At 59.2% G+C, this 21,697-nt stretch carries 18 protein-coding genes; 8 read left to right on the top strand and 10 right to left on the bottom strand.

The features are described from left to right. Positions 1-184 precede the first annotated feature (184 nt). The 3 genes from asmA to udk form a co-directional block, all read right to left on the bottom strand. Positions 185-2,026: an outer membrane assembly protein AsmA gene (gene asmA / locus CLM71_RS07280; protein ID WP_105230412.1), complete on the bottom strand. Its 1,842-nt coding sequence runs from the start codon at positions 2,024-2,026 to the stop codon at positions 185-187. A gap of 34 nt (positions 2,027-2,060) precedes the next feature. Beyond that, the gene (gene dcd / locus CLM71_RS07275; protein ID WP_105230411.1) at positions 2,061-2,642 is read right to left on the bottom strand and encodes a dCTP deaminase; all 582 of its coding nucleotides are present in this window, start codon (positions 2,640-2,642) and stop codon (positions 2,061-2,063) included. A gap of 125 nt (positions 2,643-2,767) precedes the next feature. Continuing rightward, positions 2,768-3,409, bottom strand: coding sequence for a uridine kinase (udk, locus tag CLM71_RS07270; protein WP_015671637.1), 642 nt, complete (start codon positions 3,407-3,409; stop codon positions 2,768-2,770). 218 nt (positions 3,410-3,627) lie between these two features. Between udk and CLM71_RS07265 the strand changes: the two genes are divergently transcribed. After that, positions 3,628-4,263, top strand: coding sequence for a phosphatase PAP2 family protein (locus CLM71_RS07265; RefSeq protein WP_105230410.1), 636 nt, complete (start codon positions 3,628-3,630; stop codon positions 4,261-4,263). Between the two features lie 54 nt (positions 4,264-4,317). Here CLM71_RS07265 and apbC read toward each other — a convergent pair whose 3' ends face one another. Next, positions 4,318-5,430: an iron-sulfur cluster carrier protein ApbC gene (gene apbC / locus CLM71_RS07260; protein ID WP_105230409.1), complete on the bottom strand. Its 1,113-nt coding sequence runs from the start codon at positions 5,428-5,430 to the stop codon at positions 4,318-4,320. Positions 5,431-5,608: 178 nt separating this feature from the next. Here apbC and metG point away from each other — a divergent pair, with 178 nt between their 5' ends. The 7 genes from metG to sanA all read left to right on the top strand — a co-directional run bounded on the left by metG (position 5,609) and on the right by sanA (position 14,172). Next, positions 5,609-7,642, top strand: a complete 2,034-nt coding sequence (gene metG / locus CLM71_RS07255; protein ID WP_105230408.1) for a methionine--tRNA ligase — start codon at positions 5,609-5,611, stop codon at positions 7,640-7,642. A 225-nt stretch (positions 7,643-7,867) separates the two neighbouring features. Next, positions 7,868-9,103, top strand: coding sequence for an MFS transporter (locus CLM71_RS07250; RefSeq protein WP_105230407.1), 1,236 nt, complete (start codon positions 7,868-7,870; stop codon positions 9,101-9,103). 111 nt (positions 9,104-9,214) lie between these two features. After that, positions 9,215-9,622 (top strand): CidA/LrgA family protein, encoded by a 408-nt coding sequence (locus tag CLM71_RS07245; protein ID WP_105230406.1) that lies wholly within the window; start codon positions 9,215-9,217, stop codon positions 9,620-9,622. After that, positions 9,622-10,317, top strand: coding sequence for a CidB/LrgB family autolysis modulator (locus tag CLM71_RS07240; protein ID WP_105230405.1), 696 nt, complete (start codon positions 9,622-9,624; stop codon positions 10,315-10,317). Before CLM71_RS07245 ends, CLM71_RS07240 begins: the two co-directional genes overlap by 1 nt. 133 nt (positions 10,318-10,450) lie before the next feature. Further along, the gene (cdd, locus tag CLM71_RS07235) at positions 10,451-11,335 is read left to right on the top strand and encodes a cytidine deaminase (protein ID WP_105230404.1); all 885 of its coding nucleotides are present in this window, start codon (positions 10,451-10,453) and stop codon (positions 11,333-11,335) included. A gap of 221 nt (positions 11,336-11,556) precedes the next feature. Then, positions 11,557-13,254: an NAD-dependent malic enzyme gene (locus CLM71_RS07230; protein ID WP_105230403.1), complete on the top strand. Its 1,698-nt coding sequence runs from the start codon at positions 11,557-11,559 to the stop codon at positions 13,252-13,254. Positions 13,255-13,428: 174 nt separating this feature from the next. Continuing rightward, positions 13,429-14,172 carry an outer membrane permeability protein SanA gene (gene sanA, locus CLM71_RS07225; protein ID WP_105230402.1) on the top strand — a complete coding sequence of 248 codons (744 nt, stop codon included), beginning with the start codon at positions 13,429-13,431 and terminating at the stop codon, positions 14,170-14,172. Between the two features lie 38 nt (positions 14,173-14,210). Here the strand turns inward: sanA and yeiB are convergent, their stop codons facing one another. The 6 genes from yeiB to folE all read right to left on the bottom strand — a co-directional run bounded on the left by yeiB (position 14,211) and on the right by folE (position 21,360). Then, positions 14,211-15,392 carry a DUF418 domain-containing protein YeiB gene (gene yeiB, locus CLM71_RS07220; RefSeq protein WP_105230401.1) on the bottom strand — a complete coding sequence of 394 codons (1,182 nt, stop codon included), beginning with the start codon at positions 15,390-15,392 and terminating at the stop codon, positions 14,211-14,213. A gap of 149 nt (positions 15,393-15,541) precedes the next feature. Further along, entirely contained in the window at positions 15,542-16,732 is a 1,191-nt protein-coding gene (lhgO, locus tag CLM71_RS07215; RefSeq protein ID WP_105230400.1) for an L-2-hydroxyglutarate oxidase, read from the bottom strand. 2 nt (positions 16,733-16,734) lie between these two features. Next, positions 16,735-17,451, bottom strand: a complete 717-nt coding sequence (locus CLM71_RS07210) for a FadR/GntR family transcriptional regulator (RefSeq protein ID WP_105230399.1) — start codon at positions 17,449-17,451, stop codon at positions 16,735-16,737. A 15-nt stretch (positions 17,452-17,466) separates the two neighbouring features. Continuing rightward, the gene (locus CLM71_RS07205) at positions 17,467-19,422 is read right to left on the bottom strand and encodes a TRAP transporter permease (RefSeq protein ID WP_105230398.1); all 1,956 of its coding nucleotides are present in this window, start codon (positions 19,420-19,422) and stop codon (positions 17,467-17,469) included. Further along, positions 19,419-20,459, bottom strand: a complete 1,041-nt coding sequence (locus CLM71_RS07200; protein ID WP_105230397.1) for a TAXI family TRAP transporter solute-binding subunit — start codon at positions 20,457-20,459, stop codon at positions 19,419-19,421. The genes CLM71_RS07205 and CLM71_RS07200 overlap by 4 nt, the downstream gene beginning before the upstream one ends. A gap of 238 nt (positions 20,460-20,697) precedes the next feature. After that, a complete protein-coding gene (folE, locus tag CLM71_RS07195) occupies positions 20,698-21,360 on the bottom strand; it encodes a GTP cyclohydrolase I FolE (RefSeq protein ID WP_105230396.1) in 663 nt (220 codons plus the stop codon). Positions 21,361-21,697: the final 337 nt, after the last annotated feature.

Raw genomic sequence — 21,697 nt, 5'->3', positions numbered from 1 at the left:
TCTACGTATAATTATTAGCTGCCCATGACGGCCCGCAGAACCACGCTCCACTGTGCCCAAATTAACTATACGGGAATATGATTTTTATCAAAGTTGCAATCAGAAACTATCAGGGAAAAACGATAGATGGCGGGAAAACTGTACGCCGATGCGGGCCGTAGTTCAGCCCGCATCGACAGAGGTCTTACAGCTTATCGAGCAGTTTTTTCAGATCTTGCCCGCTGCGGGACTCTTTATTCTTTTCGGCCCATTTGTTCAGCGCATCCTTGGCGCGATCCTGCAAGGAGTTACGCAGAACCTGATCGACCTTCAGCTGATAGTTCAACTGCTGCCACGGCCCGTACACGCGCAACGGGATCGGCGTTTTCTGCAGCTGTTCTATCAGTTTGCTGCTTCCCTGCCAGCCGCCGGTCACCTGTACGTTCAGCGTAATGTCGCACTGCTTCTCCGGCAGGTTCAGCTGGCCGCCGCCGTTAAAGTTCAATAGCGATGACTGCGCATTCAGTTCACGCAGCGTCACCGCTCCGTGGTTCAGGTTCGCCTTGGCCGCCAGCTGTTGCACCTCGGTATAGCGCTGGTACTTATCCTGCCCACGCACGCCCCGCTCATTGCGCGCCACCGCCTGCTGAATCAGTTGCTGAATATTCAGCCCGTGCAATTGGGCATTGGCCACCGCCAGCTGCGCGCTGCCCTGCCAGCTATGCAGCAAGGCGTCGACGGCCAGACGATCGCCGCTCAGTGCGCCGTTCATCGTCAGGGTTCCGGTCATAAATGATGGAATATCAAACGCTTTAAATACTGTCGCCAGGTCAATCTGCTGCAAACGCGGCTGTACCTGGGCGACGGTTTTATCGCCACGCACGTCCAGCGAGCCGGGTAAGGAGAAATCACCGCCGGCAACCTGCCCTTTCAGGGTTGGCATCGTCACGTTGCCGCGCTGATTATCGGCCTGCAGTTTCAGATGCGCGATATCCATACCGCGGTAAGTCAGCCGCTCGGCACTCAAGTCAAGCTTGGCATCAAAATCACGCAGCGCCTGCAGATCCCGCTGCTGCTCCGTGCCGCTGGCAATCACCGGCCCGGCGGTCATCGCCCGCACCGGCTGCGCGTCGCTGCCGCCGCTACTGTTATGCCAGCCGGAAAGCGCGTCCAGATTCAGGTTCGGCGAACTCAGGTTCAGGACATAGTCAGGAATATCGCCAAGACCGACGCTGGCGCTGCCTGCAAACTGGCTGTCGTTGGCGCTAATCTGCAGCTGGTTGAGCGTCACCCGGCGCGGCGTCTGCTGATACAGCGCCTGTAGCGTCCCCTGACCTTTAATGCCGCCCACCAGAATATCGGCGCCTTCAAGCTGATAGTTGAACTGGCTGACCGTGGCGCTGGCCTGACGCGGATACTGGCTCAGATCCAGCTCGGCCGTCAGGTTGATGCTCAGATCGCGCTGATCGCGATTGATACGGCTGTTCAGTTCCAGCTCTGCCTGGCGGTCGCCGCTGCGCTGCAGCGAGAGGTTGATATCGCGGACGTTAATCTGCTCATTATTGGCGCGCTGCCAAATCAGCAGGCTATCCACCACCTGCAGATTATCAATATCGAATTTCCAACTCGCGGCGGGTGACTCTTCAGCATTGTTGCCGCCCGGCGCAATCGGCGCATCCGGCAGGCTCTGTTCTTCAGAGTCCGGCGTAAGACGAATCACCGCGTTCTTCAGCATCACCTGCTTTACGAACAGCTGGTGAGAGATCAGCGGCAGCAGTTTGACATCCAGACGCATATTGTCCGCACTGACAACCGGTGCTTTGGCGCCTGGCGCGGTCAGCGTCATGCGGCCGGACAGAATGCTCAGCTGCGGCCAAACGTGCCAGCGTAAATCACCGTCTAATGTCAGGTGATACCCGCTGCGCTGTTCGACCTTTTTGATCATGTAGCTGCGGAATTCATTCGGGTTGACCAGCAGCACCAGCGCAGACATCCCTGCCACCAGCACTACCAGTAAAATCACCAAAGTCGTCAGTAATCGTCTCATGCCTTCCTCTTGTCAGCACGGCGTCCGCACGCCGTTAGTCCTTGTCGATGCGGCTGGCTACAGCACCCTGCTGGTCCTTATATTTTGCATCTTCGCGGCTGTGGTAAGGCCGGGCGGCAGGGCCGGAGAGCGGCTCAAAGCTCAGCGCGCCGATCAGCATGCCCGGACGCAGCGCCAGCGGCAGCTTACCTGAATTATAGAACTCCAGGACAATGCGCCCGTGCCAGCCGGGATCGATACGGTGCGCGGTGACGTGCACCATCAGCCCCAGACGCGCCAGTGAAGAGCGGCCGTCCAGCCAGCCGACCAAATCATTCGGCAGCATGACCGATTCCAGCGTCACCGCCAGCGCCAGTTCGCCCGGGTGCAGGAAGAACGCTTCCCCTTCAGGCAACACGATTTCATCGCTCATCACGCGATCCAGCGCCGCGCTGACTTCATCCTTCGGCCCGCTCAGATCGATAAAAGCGGCGGTATGGCCACGGAATACGCGGAACTGGTTGCCCAAACGGACATCCACTGTGGCCCCGCTAATGCGCTCAATCGGCGGTCGCGGCGTAATCGCCAGTTTCCCGCTATCCAGCCAGGCTTCGATATCGCGGTCGCACAGTCTCATCTCTATTCTCTCCATCAAGAAGGCGCGTAAACAACAAAAATTGCCATACAAAGGGCGAAAGGTCTACGTCAGGACGTAAATAGTTGACGCCGGACCAGAAAACAACGCTCCGGCCCGGCGTCGGATTATTCAAAGAACTGACTGATTTTGGCTTTCAGAATATCGATCGCAATGCGGTTCTTACCGCCGCGCGGCACGATAATGTCGGCATACTGTTTGGAAGGTTCGATAAACTGCAGGAACATCGGGCGCACGGTTTTCTGATACTGCGCCATCACGGAATCCATCGAACGACCGCGTTCATTGACGTCGCGCTTCATGCGACGCATCAGGCAGATATCCAGCGGCGTGTCGACGAAGATGGAGAAGTTCATTTCCTGGCGCAGACGCGGGTCGGTCAACAGCAGGATCCCTTCCAGGATAATCACCTTTTTCGGCTCCAGATGCACCGTTTCGGTTTTACGCGTGTGTTCGGTGTAACTATACAGCGGCAGCTCGATCGGCTTGCCCGCCTTCAGCATCTGCAGATGCTGGAACAGCAGGCTGTGGTCCATGGCGCTCGGGTGGTCGTAGTTGGTTTTGACCCGCTCTTCCATGGTCAGGTGGGTTTGGTCTTTGTAGTAACTGTCTTCAGGGATCACGCCGATGTGTTCATCGCCGACCTGTTCGCGGAGTTCACGATACAACGTACTGGCGATAAGGCTTTTCCCGGAGGCAGATGCGCCAGCTATACCAATAATGACGCACTGATGCGGCTTGTCAGTCATAAAATTAAAGACCTGAATTCGTAGTGTGTTAGGGGGGACATAAAACGCGACAATTATAGGGAGTAAGCGCCCGCCGCGCCACTCTATTGTCGCCTTGCGGCGACGAAATGCCGTGTTTTTTCAGCCGTATTTAGGAACTTTGTCGATTGGGCGACGCTGCAACACAGGGTAAACTCACGGCCAAACGCATTATTCCGATTAGCGGGATAAGTGAGTAAATGGAGAATTTCCCGTTGGATTGGCATTTTCTGACCTTTTTCGGCGACAGCATGCTGCTGCTGCCCACCGCTTTCATTTTGTTCCTCGTCTTGCTCTCTTCGGCCACGACCCGCCGCGCCGGCTGGCAGTGGGGCTTTATCTTCGGCGGCGTCGGCGCAATCGTCTGCGCCTCCAAACTGGCCTTTATCGGCTGGGGCATCGGCAGCGCCGAGTACGACTTTACCGGCTTCAGCGGCCATTCGGCGCTCTCCGCCAGCATCTGGCCGGCATTTCTGTGGCTGATAAGCGCCGGTAGCCGCCCGCTGCTGCGGCGCATCGCGGTGCTGCTGGGCTATCTGCTGCCGCTCGCCATCGGCTGGTCGCGGCTGGTCATCCACGTCCACTCCACCTCTGAAGTGGTCACCGGCCTGATACTGGGGCTCTCCGCCAGCACGCTGTTCCTGCTGCTGCAGCGCCGCAGCAGCCCGCCGCGGCTTGGCGCGGTCAAAACCCTGATTCTGCTGGCGCTGCCGGTGCTCTTGATGGGTCACCGCCAGCCGGCGCCAACGCAAAGCCTGCTGGAAAAAATAGCGGTCACCCTGGCGGATCGGGAACGCCCCTATACCCGAGCAGATTTGCATAACCTTCTGAAATAATTCAGCATAAAAAAACCGGCGCGCAGCCGGTTTTTTTATTTTGTTGCAGGCGGCTCACACCGCGCGGAACGCAATCTCCGTCGGGATCGCCTCTCCCTGCCAGTACATCTGCGCCGCCACGCGTCCCGCCAGTTGGCGATACATCTCGGCAAACTCGCTGTCCGGACGGCTTACCACCGTCGGCTGGCCGCGGTCCAGATCTTCACGCAGCGAAATATGCAGCGGCATTTGTCCCAGCAGGCGGCTGTGGTATTTCTCCACCAGCTTCTCCGCCCCGCCGGTGCCGAAGATCGGCTCATGATGTCCGCAGTTGCTGCAGATATGCACGCTCATGTTTTCCACAATGCCCAATACCGGCACCTGGACTTTTTCAAACATCACGATGCCCTTCGCCGCATCCAGCAGTGCAATATCCTGCGGGGTGGTGACCACCAGCGCGCCGGTGACCGGGATATTCTGCGACAGCGTCAGCTGAATGTCGCCGGTGCCCGGCGGCATATCCAGCACCAGGTAATCCAGATCCGGCCACAGGGTATCCTGCAACAGCTGCATCAGCGCCTTGCTGGCCATCGGCCCGCGCCAGACCATGGCGTTGTCATCGGTCACCAGATAGCCGATGGAATTGGTCGCCAGGCCGTGCGCCATAATCGGCGCCATATGCTGGCCGTCCGGCGAGGTCGGGCGTTCATGTTCCGTACCCAGCATGTTGGGGATCGACGGGCCATAGATATCCGCATCCAGGATGCCGACCTTGGCGCCTTCCGCCGCCAGCGCCAGCGCCAGGTTTACCGCGGTGCTGGATTTGCCTACCCCGCCCTTGCCGGAGCTGACGGCGATGATATTACGCACGCCGTTGACGCCGGCCTGCGCGTTGGCGCGCTTCAGCGTGGCGATGTCATGTTTCAGTTTCCAGTCGATAGCCTGCGCGCCGGTCACGCGCAGCAATTCCGCGCTGACGCTGTCCTGCAGCGCCGCAAAGCCGCTGTTCCAGGCAAACGGCATGGCGAGTTCGATATGCAGCACGTTGTCCAGCAGCGCGCAGTGGTGAATCGCTTTCAGCGCCGTCAGGTTATTTTTTAATGTCGGGTGTTCAAAGGCGGCCAGTACACCGGTCACCAGGGCGCGCAGAACTTCGGGGTTGGTCTGCTCAGGGGATTTTGCGTTCATCCCGGCTCCTCGATTGAAATAAATGCAAGTGAATAGCGTCAATCTCAAGCATACCAGAACTCAGGCGCGCTGACTCGCACCGCAACGTCGCCATCGTGGTATAGCCCTAGCCGCGAGGCGTGCGATCGGTTAACATCGAAGGCCCTTTTTACTCACTACAGAAAGCAAGTTCTTAACTATGGCTCAAGTCGCGAAAAAATTATTGGTGACGTGCGCGCTACCGTACGCAAATGGTTCCATCCATCTCGGCCACATGCTCGAGCACATCCAGGCAGATATCTGGGTTCGTTACCAACGAATGCGCGGCAACGAAGTTCATTTCATCTGTGCGGACGACGCGCACGGCACGCCAATCATGCTGAAAGCCCAGCAGCTGGGCGTTTCGCCGGAAGATATGATTGCCGAAATGAGCCAGGAGCATCAGCAGGATTTCGCCGGCTTCAACATCAGCTACGACAACTACCACTCGACGCACAGCGATGAGAACCGCGAGCTGTCCAGCCTGATCTACCGCCGCCTGAAAGAGAACGGCTTTATCAAGAACCGGACGATTTCTCAGCTGTACGATCCGGAGAAAGGCATGTTCCTGCCGGACCGCTTTGTCAAAGGCACCTGTCCGAAGTGCAAATCACCGGATCAGTACGGCGACAACTGCGAAGTGTGCGGCGCCACCTACAGCCCGACCGAGCTGATCGAGCCGAAGTCTGCGGTTTCCGGCGCCACGCCGGTGATGCGCGACTCCGAACACTTCTTCTTCGACCTGCCGTCCTTCAGCGAAATGCTGCAGGCGTGGACGCGCTCCGGCGCGCTGCAAGAGCAGGTGGCGAACAAAATGCAGGAGTGGTTCGAATCCGGCCTGCACCAGTGGGACATCTCCCGCGACGCGCCCTATTTCGGCTTCGAAATTCCCGACGCACCGGGCAAATACTTCTACGTCTGGCTGGACGCGCCAATCGGCTATATGGGCTCCTTTAAGAACCTGTGCGACAAGCGCGGCGATCTGGACTTCGACGAGTTCTGGCGCAAGGATTCCACCACCGAGCTGTATCACTTTATCGGCAAAGACATCGTCTATTTCCACAGCCTGTTCTGGCCGGCGATGCTGGAAGGCAGCAACTTCCGCAAGCCAACCAACCTGTTCGTTCACGGCTACGTGACGGTTAACGGCGCCAAGATGTCCAAATCGCGCGGCACCTTTATCAAGGCCGGCACCTACCTGAAGCATCTGGACGCCGACTGCCTGCGCTATTACTACGCCGCCAAGCTGTCTTCACGCATCGACGACATCGACCTCAACCTGGAAGATTTCGTGCAGCGCGTCAACGCCGATATCGTCAACAAGGTGGTCAACCTGGCGTCACGCAACGCCGGCTTTATCAAGAAGCGTTTCGACGGCCGACTGGCGGACCAACTGGCGGATCAGGCGCTGTATCAGACCTTTACCGACGCAGCAGCCAGCATCGCCGACGCCTATGCCAGCCGCGAGTTCAGCCGTGCCGTGCGTGAAATCATGGCGCTGGCGGATCTGGCCAACCGCTACGTCGACGAGCAGGCGCCTTGGGTAGTGGCGAAGGAGGAAGGCCGCGACGCCGACCTGCAGGCCATCTGCTCGATGGGCATCAACCTGTTCCGCGTGTTGATGACCTACCTGAAGCCGGTGCTGCCGTCGCTGGCGCAGCGCGCCGAAGAATTCCTGAACTGCGAACTGAGCTGGGACAGCGTGCAGCAGCCGCTGCTGAATCATCAGGTCAACGCCTTTAAGGCGCTGTTCAATCGTATCGAGCTCGACAAGGTTAACGACATGGTCAACGCCTCCAAAGAAGATATGGCCGCCAGCCAGGCGCCGGCAGTCACCGGTCCGCTGGCGGACGACCCTATCCAGGACACCATCACTTTTGACGACTTCGCCAAGGTTGATATGCGCATCGCGCTGATCAAAAGCGCCGATTTCGTTGAAGGCTCGGACAAACTGCTGAAGCTGCAGCTGGATCTGGGCGGTGAAAACCGTCAGATCTTCTCCGGCATCCGCTCCGCTTACCCGGATCCGAAGCAGTTGGAAGGGCGTCTGACCATCATGGTCGCCAACCTGGCGCCGCGCAAAATGCGCTTTGGTATTTCCGAAGGCATGGTGATGGCCGCCGGCCCGGGCGGGAAGGAAATCTTCCTGCTGAGCCCGGACAGCGGCGCGCAGCCGGGCATGCAGGTGAAGTAACGCCGTTATCACACACCAAGGGTCGAGCCAGCTCGGCCCTTTTTTATGGCCGATAAATAGCCATATTTTCACCAAAAAAATCCCCCTGAAAGGGATGTTTTATCCTGCCATTCCCCTCCACGCCGGAGATTGCCACCGTTTCGCACTTTCCGTACCGCCAGCCGCCGCCAATGGGCTATGTTATCAACTCCAATTTGACGACCGTATGCATCCACAGGTGCTGTTATGAAGGGATTCCCCCCGCTGATCAATACGCTGTTGGCCACCTCGCTGGTGCTGACCATCGGCCGCGGCATCACGCTGCCGTTTATCGCCATTTACCTGAGCGAACACTTCCGCCTGTTGCCCACCGGCGTTGGCATCGTCCTCGGCTGCAGCCTGAGCATCGGCATCATCACCAGCCTGTACGGCGGCTATCTGGTGGACAAGTTCAGCAAAAATACGCTGATGATCGCCGCCATCCTGCTGTACGGGCTGAGCTTCTTTCTGATGCCGTCGATCGCACGGCCCGGCGGCATGGTGGCGATTCTGGCGGTATTGCATACCACCTATTCGGTGCTGAATATTACCATCAAGGCCTGTTTTGCCGAATGGCTGCCGGTTGCGCAGCGTACGCGCGTCTTCTCCATCAACTACACCCTGATCAACGTCGGCTGGGCGGTCGGCTCCTCGCTTGGCGTCTGGGTAGCCGGCTTCGGGGTTCTGCTGCCGTTTTACCTGTCCGGCGGCCTGACGCTGCTGGTGGTTATCGTGCTGCATTTCCGCCTGCGGCAGCCGCAACAGCCGCCGAAAACGGCAGGCACCACCGCGCCCCTGCCTGCCAACTTTCGCCAGACGTTTGGCATCCTGCGCCGCGACCACCGGCTGCTCTACTTTACCCTCGGCAGTACGCTGGGCGCGGTGGTATTCGGTCAGTTTACCGGCTATCTGTCGCAGTATCTGATTATCGCCACCAGTGCGGAGTTCGCGTACCGGGTTATCGGGCTGGTGATGCTGGTTAACGCCTGCATGGTGATCGCGCTGCAGTATCTGATGAGCCGCGGTATGCGTCAGGACAATATGCTGCGCTGGCTGGCATTCGGCACGTTATTCTTCGCGATCGGCCTGCTGGGCTTCGCCCTGGCCGGGCACTCGTTGTGGCTGTGGGCGCTGGCGATGGCAGTCTTCACCCTGGGCGAAATTATCGTCATCCCGGTGGAATACATGTTTATCGACTTTATTGCGCCGGCGCACCTGAAAGGCAGCTACTACGGCATGCAGAACCTCAGTAACCTCGGCGGCGCGATCAACCCGGTGCTGTGCGGTTTTCTGCTCAGCTACGCCGCACCGCCGCTGATGTTTGCCATGCTGATCGCCGCAGCGCTGTTCAGCCTGTTGTTCTTTTGCCTGGGCCACCGGCTGGCGCAGCGTCAGTCGGCGCAGCCGTTGGTCGAACAGGAGTCATCTACAATTAACCCATAACGTCAATAGCCCGGATGGGCATGGTTGAGATAACGATTATTCATGGTTGGTTATGTGGCGTAGATCACAGTTTAATTGTATGATGAATGCATCCGTTAAACAGGAAGGCTTATGAACAAGATGCTCACATCATGTTGGCAATACCTTAGAGCATTCGCTTTGATTTATCTGTGTCTGCTGGTCGGCAATGCGGTTTCCGCCCTGCTGCCGATCGCCATTCCCGGCAGTATCCTCGGCATGCTGCTGCTGTTCGCCCTGCTGGCCTCGCAGCTGCTGCCGGCCGCCTGGGTGCGCCCCGGCTGCAACCTGCTGATCCGCTATATGGTGCTGCTGTTTGTGCCCATCGGCGTCGGCGTGATGCAATATTACCGGGAGATCTTCGACCATCTGGCGCCGCTGGTGGTTGCCTGCGCCGTTAGTACCCTGATCGTACTGGTGACAGTGGGCTACTCCTCCCACTATTTCCATCGTGAACGGCCTCTGGTCGGCAAACAGGATAATGCCGAGGGGGATAAGTAATGCTGCATAACCTCTGGTGGTCGTTGCCGTTAACCCTGGTGGTGTTTTTCGCCGCGCGTAAACTGGCGCAGAAACTGAAGATGCCGCTGCTCAATCCGCTGCTGGTCTCGATGGCGGCGATCATTCCGCTGCTGCTGATAACCGGCATCCCCTATAAAGATTATTTTCAGGGCAGCAAAATCCTCAACGATTTGCTGCAGCCTGCGGTAGTCGCGCTGGCGTTCCCGCTGTATGAACAGCTGCATCAAATCCGCGCCCGCTGGAAATCGATTATCGCCGTGTGCTTTATCGGCAGCATCACCGCCATGATAAGCGGCGGCGCCATTGCCCTGTGGATGGGCGCTACGCCGGAAATCGCCGCGTCGATTCTGCCTAAATCGGTCACTACGCCAATCGCCATGGCGGTAGCGGAGTCGCTCGGCGGCATTCCGGCCATCAGCGCGGTGTGCGTGATTTTTGTCGGTATCCTCGGCGCCGTGCTCGGCCATACGCTGTTCAACGTGCTGAAGATCACCACCAAATCCGCCCGCGGTCTGGCAATGGGCAGCGCCTCGCACGCGCTGGGCACCGCCCGCTGCGTGGAGCTGGATTATCAGGAAGGCGCTTTCGGCTCACTGGCGCTGGTGATCTGCGGCATCATCACTTCACTGCTGGCGCCGTTTTTATTCCCGGTGCTATTGCACCTGTTTGCCTGAGGCAAAAACTTGCGATATATCGCGCAAATTCATCACTCATTACATCAATTTCATCAATAAGTAGATGTAAATCACATTTTATTCGATAAAGGCTGCCTAGAATGTCCTCCCGTTAACACTGGAGAGACGTTCTATGCATCCACGTTTTCACACCGCTTTCAGCACCCTGCCCGACACATTGCAATCCGCCCTGCAGCCTTATCTGGACGCACCTGACTTTCCGGCCATGTTCAGCGCCGATCAGGTTGAAGCAATCAAGCAGCACAGCGGGCTGGACGATGATGCCCTGGCGTTTGCCCTGCTGCCGCTGGCCGCGGCCTGCTCGTTAACCCCGATTTCTCAGTTTAACGTCGGCGCCATCGCCCGCGGCGTCAGCGGCAACCTCTATTTCGGCGCCAATATGGAGTTCGGCGGCGCGCCGATGCAGCAGACGGTGCATGCCGAGCAGTGCGTCGTCACCCACGCCTGGCTGCGCGGCGAAACGGCGCTGGCCGCCATCACCGTCAACTACACCCCGTGCGGCCACTGCCGCCAGTTTATGAATGAGCTGAACAGCGGCGGCGATCTACGCATCCAGCTGCCGGGCCGTCCGGCCGCCACGCTCAGCCACTATCTGCCGGATTCATTCGGCCCGCGCGATCTGGATATTCACACCCTGCTGATGGACCCGGAAGATCACGGTCACCGGCTGGCGCTGAGCGACGCGCTGGAGATCGCCGCGCTCGACGCCGCCAACCGCAGCCACGCGCCCTATAGCCAGGCCCACAGCGGCGTAGCGCTGGAAACGGCGGACGGCAACATTTACGCCGGCCGCTACGCGGAAAACGCCGCCTTCAACCCCAGCCTGCCACCGCTGCAGGCCGCGCTGGTTCTGCTGAACATGTCCGGCGGCGACTGCCGGCAAATCCGCCGCGCGGTGCTGGCGGAAGCGCAGAACGCCGTTTTCAGTCAGCAAGACGCCACCCGCGCCCTGCTGGCCGCGCTCGGCTGCCAGACGCTGCAACATCTCACCTTCTAATTCTGTCATCGCGGGGCTGTCCGGCCCCGCAATTAACAGTCCTTCCCGCTGAATACAATGCCATTTACGTCTGAAAACACTTTTTTTAGTTAAATAAGTCTTTGATCGTCGATAATTAGCACAACTTCCCTCATGATCCGGTAACAATTACTGTACATATTTCCCGTATCTTTTAGGATCTGCGGTGATAAAAACAATCTGATACGTCTAAGAGTGAACTGATGGAACTTGAATACGAAAGCAAACGCCCGCTGTACATCCCCTATGCCGGCCCGATTCTGTTGGAATTTCCGTTACTTAACAAAGGCAGCGCCTTCACCGAAGATGAACGCAGCCACTTCAACCTGCACGGCCTGCTGCCCGAAGCGGTAGAAACCATCGAAGAACAGGTCGAGCGCGCCTACCGCCAGTATCAAGATTTCAAAAACGACAACGACAAACATATCTACCTGCGCAACATCCAGGACACCAACGAAACGCTGTTCTATCGCCTGCTGGACTCGCACCTGAGCGAGATGATGCCAATCATCTACACACCGACGGTCGGCGAGGCCTGCGAACACTTCTCCGATATCTATCGCCGCGCGCGCGGGCTGTTTATCTCGTACCCGAACCGCGACCGCATCGACGACATGCTGCAAAACGCCACCAAGCAGAACGTGAAGGTGATTGTTGTCACCGACGGCGAGCGTATTCTCGGCCTCGGCGATCAGGGCATCGGCGGCATGGGCATTCCGATCGGTAAACTGTCGCTGTACACCGCCTGCGGCGGCATCAGCCCGGCCTATACGCTGCCGGTGGTGCTGGACGTCGGCACCAACAACCCGCAGCGCCTGAACGACCCGCTGTATATGGGCTGGCGCCACCCGCGTATCTCCGGCGAGGAGTACCATGAATTCGTCGAAGCATTTATTCAGGCGGTCAAACGCCGCTGGCCGAACGTGCTGCTGCAGTTCGAGGACTTCGCGCAGAATAACGCCACCCCGCTGCTGAACCGCTACCGCGACGAAATCTGCTGCTTCAACGACGATATTCAGGGCACCGCCGCGGTCACGCTCGGCAGCCTGATCGCCGCCAGCCGCGCCGCCGGCTGCCGGCTGCGCGACCAGACCGTCACCTTCCTCGGCGCGGGTTCCGCCGGCTGCGGCATCGCCGAGCAGATTATCGCCCAGATGAAGTCGGAAGGCCTGAGTGAAGACGAAGCGCGGGCGCGCGTGTTCATGGTTGACCGTTTCGGCCTGCTGACCGACAAACTGCCGAACCTGCTCGACTTCCAGAGCAAACTGGTGCAAAAGAGCGAAACGCTGGCGCACTGGAACGTCAGCAACGATGCCATTTCACTGATGGACGTGGTGCGCAACGCCAAACCAAGCATTCTGATCGGCGTTTCCGGCCAGCCGGGGCTGTTCACCGAAGAACTGATCCGCGAAATGCATCAGCACTGCCCGCGGCCAATCGTCATGCCGCTGTCCAACCCGACCTCCCGCGTTGAGGCGCGCCCGGAAGATATCATCAACTGGACCGACGGCGCCGCGCTGGTAGCCACCGGCAGCCCGTTCGCGCCGGTCAGCTACCGCGATCGCCAGTATCCGATCGCCCAGTGCAACAACTCCTATATCTTCCCGGGGATCGGTCTCGGCGTGCTGGCTTCCGGCGCGTCGCGCGTCACCGACTCGATGCTGATGGCCGCCAGCCGCGCGCTGGCCGACTGTTCGCCGCTGGCGACCGACGGCTACGGCGCACTGCTGCCGGATATCGACGATATTCAGGGCGTATCGAAATGCATCGCCATGGAAGTGGGCAAGGCCGCACAGCTGCAGGGCGTGGCGGTGGTAACGTCTGAAGAAGCGCTGTCCAAAGCGATTGAGCACAACTTCTGGCGTCCGCAGTACCGCAGCTACAAGCGTACCTCGTTCTAATCAACACCCCGCCGGCCAGCATTCGTCTGGCCGGTTTTTCCTCTCCCTGAGTCCGCCGCCAACAAAAAGTGCCATGCACTCCCCGCATCGGCAGGTGGAGCGCTTGCGTCAAATTGTCAGGTAAAGTAGCCTTGATCCACCTTTTTTTCAGATTTATGCGCGTAAGGCCAAAACATGTGGAAACGCCTGATAATTAGCCTGTTCGTCATCGCCGTGGCGCTGATGTTAGCGGCTATCGCGCTCGATCGCTGGATCAGTTGGAAAACCGCGCCCTATATCTACGAAGAGGTGCAACAGCTGCCGGATCGCCAGGTCGGCGTGGTGCTCGGCACCGCCAAATATTACCGCACCGGGGTGATTAATCAGTATTACCGTTACCGCATGCAGGGGGCAATCAACGCCTACAACAGCGGTAAGGTGAAGTATCTGCTGCTGAGCGGCGACAATGCGCTGCAGAGCTATAACGAGCCGATGACCATGCGGCGCGATCTGATCGCCGCCGGCGTAGCACCCAGCGATATCGTGCTCGACTACGCCGGTTTCCGTACGCTGGATTCGATCGTGCGGACGCGTAAAGTGTTCGACGCCAACGACTTTACCATTATCACCCAGCGCTTCCACTGCGAGCGGGCGCTGTTTATCGCCCTGCATATGGGCATCCAGGCGCAGTGCTTCGCCGTTCCTTCGCCCAAGAATATGCTGACGGTGCGCGTGCGTGAAATCTTCGCCCGCCTCAGTGCGCTGAACGACCTGTACATCCTCAAGCGCGAGCCGCGCTTCCTCGGGCCGCTGATCCCGATCTCCGCCATGCATAAAGTACCGGAAGATGCCCAGGGTTATCCGGCGGTATCGCCGGAACAGCTGGTGGAACTGGAGCAGAAACTGGCGGCGGAAAAGCAAAAAGCGCAGGCCAAATAAGCCAACGGCCGGCATAATGCCGGCCGTTTTTATCTTCCTTATCGCCGCAGATGGCGCTCTCCCTCGCCGGCGCCGAGCGCGGTCAGCCGGCGCCACAGCCACTCTGCCGGCCCCTGTTCAAAATAGCGCAGCCACAGCTGTGAAAAACACAGGTTCGCCAGCCACACCAGCGGCACAATCGCCACCAGCTGCCAACGGTCAAGCTGCTGGTAGAGGCCAAAACGGTAGAACAGCGTGGTGCAAATCAGCGTTTGCAGCAGATAATTGCTGAGCGCCATACGGCCGACCTGCGTCAGCCAACGTCCGACCGGCCATCTTGCCAGATGTCCCCAGAAGCCGTAGCACAGCGCCAGATAGCCCATCGCCTGCAGCGGCGCGCCCAGCTCGCGCGGCACCTGCAGCAGAAAACCGCTCCAGCGGTAATCCCACTGCAGGTGCCACTGCAGCGCCACCGCCGGCAGCTGGATCAGCAGCGACAGCGGAATCAGCCAGGCCGCCTGCCGCCGATAGTACGCCGGCGCAAAGTGGCCGCGCAGCCAGCCGCTGCGCATCAGACCGGCGCCGAACAGCATCAGCCCCGCCAGTTCCCAGCCGTACTGCGCGCCGATCGCCAGCAGGCTGGATGAGAGCAGATCCACCCGGTTGCGCCAGGCCTCAAACCCGCCCTGCAGTTTCCACAGCTGTTCATACTGCAGCTCGGCCGGGCTTGGCTGCCAGAAACTACCCGGCGTACCATCGGTGGCAAAACTTAACAGCAGCAGCAGCGTAACGCCGATGCCATACAGCACCGCGCCGGTTTTCAGCAGGGTAAAGGTGTCTTTCGCTTCGCGGATCATCCGCCAGCACACCAGCCCGATCAGGCCGTACGCCAGCAGAATATCGCCGTCCCATAAAAAGATGCCGTGCCCCAGCCCGAACAGCACCAGCCAGGTCAGACGCGCGCGGATCCAGCCTTTGCCGCGGTGCAACAGCAGCTGCAGCCCGGCGCCGAACAGCAGCGCAAACATCGCCAAAAATTTGGCCTGGGTAAACAGATCCAGCAGCGCCCAGGCCCAGGCGTCAGACAGTACAGGCTGGCCCTGATAGGCCGGGTTAAGATACGCCGCTTTCGGCAGCCCAAAGGCGCTGATGTTCATCAGCAAAATACCGAGAATGGCGATGCCGCGCGCGCAGTCCAGAGTGGCAATACGCGGCAGCGGCGCCGATGCAGGAGGGTTCATGGGATACCGCTGTTATTCAATCCGATAAAAATACGCCCGCAGGCGCAGGGCCATACCGGCAAATTCGCCCCGCACCCGGCGGGATGGGGGCGCTATATTAAGCATTAAAAATAGCGTATATGCCATCCTTTCGCTGGCGCTGCGGACAATTACAGGTGAGCAAGATGCTGACGTACGATTTCGCGGCCAATCTCCAGCGAAGCGGTCGCCGCCGGGGAAGGCGCATTGCACACGTGCAGCGAACGGCGGCCGGTCACGAAGTGGAAGTCGTCCACCAGCTTGCCGTCAGCGGTCAGCGCCTGCGCCCGGACGCCGGCGGGGCCGGGTTGAATATCTTGCTCTTGCAGCGCCGGAATCAGCTGGCGGGCATTTTCCGTAAACCGGCGGCGCGACAGCGAGCGCCGCACCTCCGCCAGCCCTTCCCCCATATACTGGCCGGCAATCTTCCAAAAGCCGCGATAGCTCAGCACTTCGCCCAGATCGCGCAGGCTGACGTCACATTTGCGGTAACCCTCGCGCTTGAATGCCAGCACCGCGTTCGGCCCCACGTCCCGTTTGCCGTTGTGCATACGGGTGAAATGTACGCCGAGGAAGGGAAAGTCCGGGTTCGGCACCGGATAAATCAAGTGATTGACCAGATAATTTTTTTCACTGTTCAGCACAAAGTATTCACCGCGAAACGGCACAATTTTCATGCCGGTGTCATAGCCCGCCAGTTTGGCAATGCGGTCGCTGAACAGCCCCGCGCAGTTGACCAGCCATTTTCCCTGATAGCTCTGCCCCGGCGTCTGTACCTCGACGCCGTCGCTGCGCTCTGCGATCCCCACCACCTGCCGGTCAAAGTGAATCTCACCGCCGCGCTGCCGGATGATGTCCGCCAGTTTGGCGGCCACCTGCGCATAGTTGACGATGCCGGCGTCGGGCACCAGCAGCGCCTCCAGCCCGTTGACATGAGGTTCCCGCTCGCGCAGTTCGGCGGCCGACAGGCGGTGCACCGCCAGGCCGTTCTCCAGACCACGCCGGTAGATATTCTCCAGCAACTCCAGCTCCTTCAACTGTGTGGCGACAATCACCTTGCCGCAGCGGTCATGATACAGCTCATGCTGACGGCAGAAGGCAAACATGCTCTGGTTGCCCTGCCTGGCTAGGCGCGCCTTCAGGCTGCCGGGCTTATAGTAGATGCCGGAGTGCACCACATTGCTGTTATGGCCGCTCTGGTGGGCCGCCGGGCCGGACTCTTTATCCACAATCAGCAATTTCAGGTGCGGATTGTGTTCCTGCAACGCATGGGCGACGCCCAGCCCCACCAGCCCGCTGCCGATAATGATTACGTCATACATGGTTATGCCTTTCCCTCTTGTTCCAGCCTGCGCAGCTTGCCGCGCACGTTACTCAGGTGATGTTGCATATTGCCGGCCGCCGCCGCCGCATCGCCGGCCTTAATCGCCAGCCACACCCGTTCATGTTCATCGATCACCCGCTGACGCTCGTCGGCCCGTCCCAGGTTGTGACTGAGCGAATACACCAGCACGCCGAGATACAGCTCATGCATGTTGTCGAGGATTTGGACAAAAAACGGATTGTGTGAAGCCTGCATAATGGCGCGGTGAAACAGATAATCCTGCTGATGGCCGATCTGCCCTTCGTGCAGCGTGGTATGGCGGAAGTCCAGGAAAGCCTGCTCGATATTCTGCAGGTCCTGCGCATTGCGTCGCTGCGCGGCCATGGCAGCCGCCTGCTGTTCGATCACCTCGCGCATCTCCAGCAGCGACTCCACCTCGCTGCGGTCAGCGACCTCCATCACCAGCGGTTCGTACTTGCTGAGCAGCGAATGCTGCTCAACCCGGTGGCCGCCGCCCTGGCGGGAAGAGATAATGCCGCTGACTTCCAGAATACCCAGCGCCTCGCGCACCGGCGCACGGCTGACGCCGAAGGCGTCGGCCAGTTCATTTTCCGACGGCAGCTTGTTTCCCACCGGATAGGTACCGTCATGGATGCCCGCCTTGAGCTGCGCCAGTACCTGGTGAGACGCTTTTCGTCTGGTGACTTTATTGATCATGCTCCTCCCCGTAAATCATGCCGACTCCTCCGGCGCGGCCGAACGCCGTCTGAAACGCAGCAGATGCAGGGTGCCGGCAGAGATAATCAGCGCCAGCCCGCCAAGGTCGGTCATCAGCCCCGGCTTAATCAGCAGAATGGCGGCGCAGGTAAACAGCACGCGCTCCAGCCAGTGGACCTTCATCAGCCAGAAGTTGGCGCTGGCAATGGAGAGCGCATAGATGCCCACCAGCGCGGTGGCCACCATATGGATCACCGACAGCACATTCACCGCGTCCCCCTGCATCAGCAGCATCGGGTTATACACCAGAATAAACGGGATGATAAAACCGGGCAGCGCCAGCCGCACCGCCTCCCAGGAGGTTTGCATCGGATCGGCGCGGGCAATGCTGGCGGCGGTATAGCTGGCCAGCGCCACCGGCGGCGTGATATTGGACAGCGCGCCAAACCAGAACACGAAGAAATGCGCCGCCAGCGGCATCACGCCGGCCTTGATCAGAATCGGCGACACCGTTACCGCCACCACGATATACAGCGCGGTGGAGGGCAGCCCCATACTCAGCACGATGCACACCAGCATCACCACCAGCAAAATCATCCACAGCGTGTTGTTGGTCATCGACACAATATTAAACGCCAGGGTCGAGCCGATGCCGGTCATGGTCACCACGCAGATGATCACCCCGATCGCCGCACAGGCGATGGTCACCTGAATCGATCCTCTGGCCGCTTCATTCAGCGCCTCGGCGATTTTTCTCGGCGTCATGCGCACCGCGCTGTCCGGCGTCAGCCAGCTGGCGGCGATAATGGCGACGATCCCCAGAAAGCCGGCGTAAATCGGCGTTTTACCCAGCAGTAAGGCGCCAATCACGATAAACAGCGGCAACAGCAGCAGCCCGCGCGCCTTCAGCACCGCTTTCACCTGCGGGATATTTTCCTTACTGATGCCCTTCAGCCCCTGCTTTTTGGCCTCCAGATCGATGGCGATAATCAGCGCCGCGTAGTACAGCAGCGCCGGCACGATGGCGGCAATCACGATGGTGGTGTAAGAGATGCCGAGGAAGCCGGCCATGATAAACGCCGCCGCGCCCATAATCGGCGGCATGATCATGCCGCCGGTTGACGCCGTCGCCTCGACCGCGCCGGCGAATTTTGGCGTGAGTCCGATGCTTTTCATCAGCGGAATGGTAAAGGTGCCGGTGGTGGCGACGTTGGCGACCGCGCTGCCGCTCAGCGATCCGGTCAGCGCCGAGGAGATCACCGCCACCTGCGCCGGGCCGCCGCGACGACGCCCGGCCACCGCCAGCGCCAGATCGTTAAACAGCTGCGTCGCGCCGCTGACGCTGAGAAACGCGCCGAACAGAATAAACACCGCGATCGCAGTGGCGGCGGTCGACAGGGTAATGCCGAAAATCCCTTCGCTGGTCATAAACAGCCGGTACAGCAATCGCTCGACCGAAAAACCGCTGTGGCCGAAGATGCCCATAAAATACTGGCCAAACAGCGCATAGATAATGGCGAACGTCGCCAGGCTGGGAATAAACAGGCCGGTGGTGCGGCGCGCGGCCTCAAACAGTACGCCGATGCCCAGCGCCGCCATCAGGTAGTCGGTGGTATTGGGCAGGCTCTTGCGCACCACGTGCAGGTCGAGATAGTTAAAATAGAAATAGCCGTAGCCGATCAGCGTCAGCACGATAAACAGATAGTCCCAGGCGTTAAATTTGGCCGTCGCGTGCTTTTTGGAGAACGGGAACAAAATAAAGCCCAGCACCAGAATCCCGGTCAGGAAGGTGGTATTGCGATAAAACTCCTGGGTATTGGCCAACGCGTTGGAATAAACGGCGTACAGCGAAATCGCGATCGCCAGCACGGTGGCGAACAGCGCATAGCGTCCGGCCAGCGGGCGGCTGCCGGCGCCCGCCTCTTTATCCAGCGAGGTATCCGGCTGCGGCGTCAAGGGCGTGGTGTTCATAGCGCCTCCGTAGCGCGATCGGCGCGCGCTTCTGGTGGAATAAGCTCGGCGGGGATATTAACCCCGGCTTCACGGAAATAGGTGTACGCCCCCAGATGCAGAGGCACCGACACCCCTTTCAGGGCATTTTCCAGCGAGATGTTTTTGGCCGCGCTGTGCACCTGATGCACTTCCGGCAGGTTCTCAAACATCGCCTTGGTCAGGTCATAGACAATCTTGTCATCAATGCCGCGCGTGGTGACCAGAATATTAGGCTGCGCGATGGTCGCCACCGCTTTGGTTTGCCGCGGGTAGGTATCCGCCGCAATCACGAAGCGGAACCAGGCGTTGGCGACGGCGTTAATGCTGGCCATCTGCTCATCGGTCACTTCCAGAATGCGTGAGGGCACGCCGCTGGCGTACATATCGGTCACCGCGGCGGCAGGCACGCCGGCAGGCAGCGCGCCGCCGTCAAGCCGCCCGTCGCGCATCGCCGAGACGGTGTCGCCATAGCCCAGGTATTCCGGCGAAATGTTTTTCTTGCTCATGTTGACGCCGCGCAGGATAACCAGCGTCGACTGCTCCGTGCCGCTGGCCTGCGGCCCTACCGAGAAACGGCTGCCGGCAATGTCGTTCAGCGTGCCGTCCTTGACCTTACTTTCCAGCATCACAAAATGCTCGACGTTGGGCCACAGCATGGAGATAGAGCGCAGGTCGCCGTAGGCGCGCCCGGCAAAGTTCCCCACGCCCTGATAGGCCTCAACCGCCAGCAGGCTCTGCAAAATGGCCAGTTGGGCCTCATCCTTCTGCAGCAGATCGATATTCTCGATCGAGCCGGCGGAAGACTGCCCGGTCACCTGAATACCATCAGGCTTTAGCCGGGTGCTCCAGACATTAGCCAGGCCGACCCCCATCGGGTAATACGTTCCCCCGGTTGAGGCGGTCGCTACGGACAGGAATGTCTTGTTTTCATTCTCTATTTTGCCGACGACCGCCAGTACCGCCACGGCAACGGCCGCAGAGGCGAACAGCAACAGTTTGATTTTTCTATTTTTCATTAAATTCACCCGATGTTTTGAAACAAATAGAAAACATTTACCTAAACTTGTATACAACATGACAAATTCGTTTAGCTAACCGCCATTGGCGGATTTGTGATCGGGATGAGCAAAAAATGGGCGATGCGGCGACAGGAATGTGACGCAGATAAAAGATCGGCAGCGGAATTGAAAATGCGGGAAAAAGCGGGGAAAAACGGCCGGCGCCCTCAGAACGAGCGCGCCGGTTTATCGTGCGTTACTGGTGGTGACGCACCGCGCGCAGGAACTCCTGACGCGTGTTCTGGCTGGACTTGAACAGCCCGCCCAGTGACGTGGTGGTGGTGGCGCTGGTGGCGTCACGGATGCCGCGCGCCTTCACGCAGTAGTGCACCGCGTCAATGGACACCGCCACGTTGTTGGTGCCAAGCAGCGTTTGCAGCGCGATCAGGATCTGCTGGGTCAGACGCTCCTGCACCTGCGGACGCTGGGCGAAGAACTGGACGATACGGTTGATCTTGGACAGGCCGATCACCCCGTCTTTCGGGATATAGGCCACGGTGGCCTTACCGTCGATGGTGACAAAATGGTGTTCGCAGGTGCTGGTCAGGGTGATATCACGCACCGTCACCATTTCATCTACCTTCATTTTGTTTTCAATGACGGTGATCTTCGGGAAATTGGCGTAATCCAGACCGGAAAAGATCTCATCGACATACATCTTGGCGATGCGATGCGGGGTTTCCGCCAGGCTGTCATCGGTCAGATCGAGGTTCAGCAGCTGCATGATTTCCGTCATGTGCTCCTGAATACGCCGCTTACGCGTTTCGCGATCCAACATTTCACCGCGCAGCGGGGTTTCCAGGCCGCGAGCCTCCAGCGCTGCGTGTACCAGAGCCGCTTCTTTACTGAGTGTCGTCATTTGTGTGTCTCCAGCAGGTGGCCCTTGCGCAGGTGGCCGGCCGGCCACCCAACGTTCGGGGCTACTCTCTTTATAACTGCAAGGGTTCCGCATGGCTTCTGTCCGCCAGACTCCGGATGCTGGCGGCTGGCAAACAAACTTTCCTCAGCCGCTTAGCGCACTAAACAGCAGGGAATAAGAAGCGCAGCCAACGCGCCGGCAACTTGAAAGGAGGAAGAATAGAGCGTGAACCCGATCAAGATTTTGCCCCCACTGTAGAGGAGAGTGAGACGTTTATCCAGTGATTGTGTTTCAACCAGCGATGAAAAATCCGCATCTGCCCGGCAGAAATACCTGC

The organism is Serratia sp. MYb239, from assembly GCF_002966855.1.
Taxonomy (GTDB): domain Bacteria; phylum Pseudomonadota; class Gammaproteobacteria; order Enterobacterales; family Enterobacteriaceae; genus Serratia_B; species Serratia_B rhizosphaerae.
The sequence above is the reverse complement of the archived record's forward strand: the minus strand, read 5'-3'. Positions and strand labels throughout refer to the sequence as shown.

Bases quoted from the DNA above. Each gene is read 5' to 3' on its own strand.
- CLM71_RS07210 (WP_105230399.1), bottom strand. From the start codon at position 17,451: ATGATCAATAAAGTCACCAGACGAAAAGCGTCTCACCAGGTACTGGCG.
- sanA (WP_105230402.1), top strand. From the start codon at position 13,429: ATGTGGAAACGCCTGATAATTAGCCTGTTCGTCATCGCCGTGGCGCTG.
- apbC (WP_105230409.1), bottom strand. From the start codon at position 5,430: ATGAACGCAAAATCCCCTGAGCAGACCAACCCCGAAGTTCTGCGCGCC.
- asmA (WP_105230412.1), bottom strand. From the start codon at position 2,026: ATGAGACGATTACTGACGACTTTGGTGATTTTACTGGTAGTGCTGGTG.
- folE (WP_105230396.1), bottom strand. From the start codon at position 21,360: ATGACGACACTCAGTAAAGAAGCGGCTCTGGTACACGCAGCGCTGGAG.
- udk (WP_015671637.1), bottom strand. From the start codon at position 3,409: ATGACTGACAAGCCGCATCAGTGCGTCATTATTGGTATAGCTGGCGCA.
- CLM71_RS07245 (WP_105230406.1), top strand. From the start codon at position 9,215: ATGAACAAGATGCTCACATCATGTTGGCAATACCTTAGAGCATTCGCT.
- CLM71_RS07240 (WP_105230405.1), top strand. From the start codon at position 9,622: ATGCTGCATAACCTCTGGTGGTCGTTGCCGTTAACCCTGGTGGTGTTT.
- lhgO (WP_105230400.1), bottom strand. From the start codon at position 16,732: ATGTATGACGTAATCATTATCGGCAGCGGGCTGGTGGGGCTGGGCGTC.
- CLM71_RS07250 (WP_105230407.1), top strand. From the start codon at position 7,868: ATGAAGGGATTCCCCCCGCTGATCAATACGCTGTTGGCCACCTCGCTG.
- metG (WP_105230408.1), top strand. From the start codon at position 5,609: ATGGCTCAAGTCGCGAAAAAATTATTGGTGACGTGCGCGCTACCGTAC.
- CLM71_RS07200 (WP_105230397.1), bottom strand. From the start codon at position 20,459: ATGAAAAATAGAAAAATCAAACTGTTGCTGTTCGCCTCTGCGGCCGTT.
- CLM71_RS07205 (WP_105230398.1), bottom strand. From the start codon at position 19,422: ATGAACACCACGCCCTTGACGCCGCAGCCGGATACCTCGCTGGATAAA.
- dcd (WP_105230411.1), bottom strand. From the start codon at position 2,642: ATGAGACTGTGCGACCGCGATATCGAAGCCTGGCTGGATAGCGGGAAA.
- CLM71_RS07265 (WP_105230410.1), top strand. From the start codon at position 3,628: ATGGAGAATTTCCCGTTGGATTGGCATTTTCTGACCTTTTTCGGCGAC.
- cdd (WP_105230404.1), top strand. From the start codon at position 10,451: ATGCATCCACGTTTTCACACCGCTTTCAGCACCCTGCCCGACACATTG.
- CLM71_RS07230 (WP_105230403.1), top strand. From the start codon at position 11,557: ATGGAACTTGAATACGAAAGCAAACGCCCGCTGTACATCCCCTATGCC.
- yeiB (WP_105230401.1), bottom strand. From the start codon at position 15,392: ATGAACCCTCCTGCATCGGCGCCGCTGCCGCGTATTGCCACTCTGGAC.